At 45.0% G+C, this 660-nt stretch carries 1 protein-coding gene; it reads left to right on the forward strand.

The genetic code is table 11. The features are described 5' to 3' along the window. Nucleotides 1–58 precede the first annotated feature (58 nt). Nucleotides 59–660: aminotransferase class I/II-fold pyridoxal phosphate-dependent enzyme (locus tag R7Q48_RS28030; protein WP_318133578.1), on the forward strand; the 602-nt coding region annotated here is incomplete at its 3' end.

Genomic DNA, 660 nt, shown 5'->3' on the forward strand with positions numbered 1-660 from the left:
ATCCTCAATATAAATAAGGTCAGCGCTGGCGTTTTTCCAAATCACAAAGAGATTTATTATGTGTACTAAAAACGAAACTAAACCACTGCCCTCTTTTATCGAGGAACGCCTTAATTTCCATATTCAAGATTTAATTAAATCTAACGAAAATCAAAAACACCTCGTTCTTGGCAAACGACCGTCCGAAAATGCCGTGGTAATGCAAAGCAATGATTACCTTTCGCTCTCTCACAATGAGCTCATTCAGAAAGCGCATCGAGACGCAATTTCTGAACGAGATGACAATGTCGTGATGTCAGCAATCTTCTTGCAAGATGATCAATCAAAACCGGCCTTTGAGCACCAGCTGGCGACGTTTGTCGGTATGGAAAGTTGTTTGTTGTCACAATCAGGATGGGCAGCCAATATTGGTTTACTGCAAACCATCTGCGCGCCAAACGTTCCCGTATACATCGACTTTTTCGCTCATATGTCGTTGTGGGAAGGAGCACGCACCGCTGGAGCGCAGATTCATCCTTTCATGCACAACAACATGAATCATCTGCGCAAGCAGATCCAACGCCACGGTGCGGGAATCATCGTTGTCGATTCGGTGTATAGCACGATTGGCACAATCGCCCCGTTACGTGCCATCTACGAAATGGCGAAGGAGTTCGATTG

It is taken from the genome of Vibrio sp. 378 (assembly GCF_033339435.1).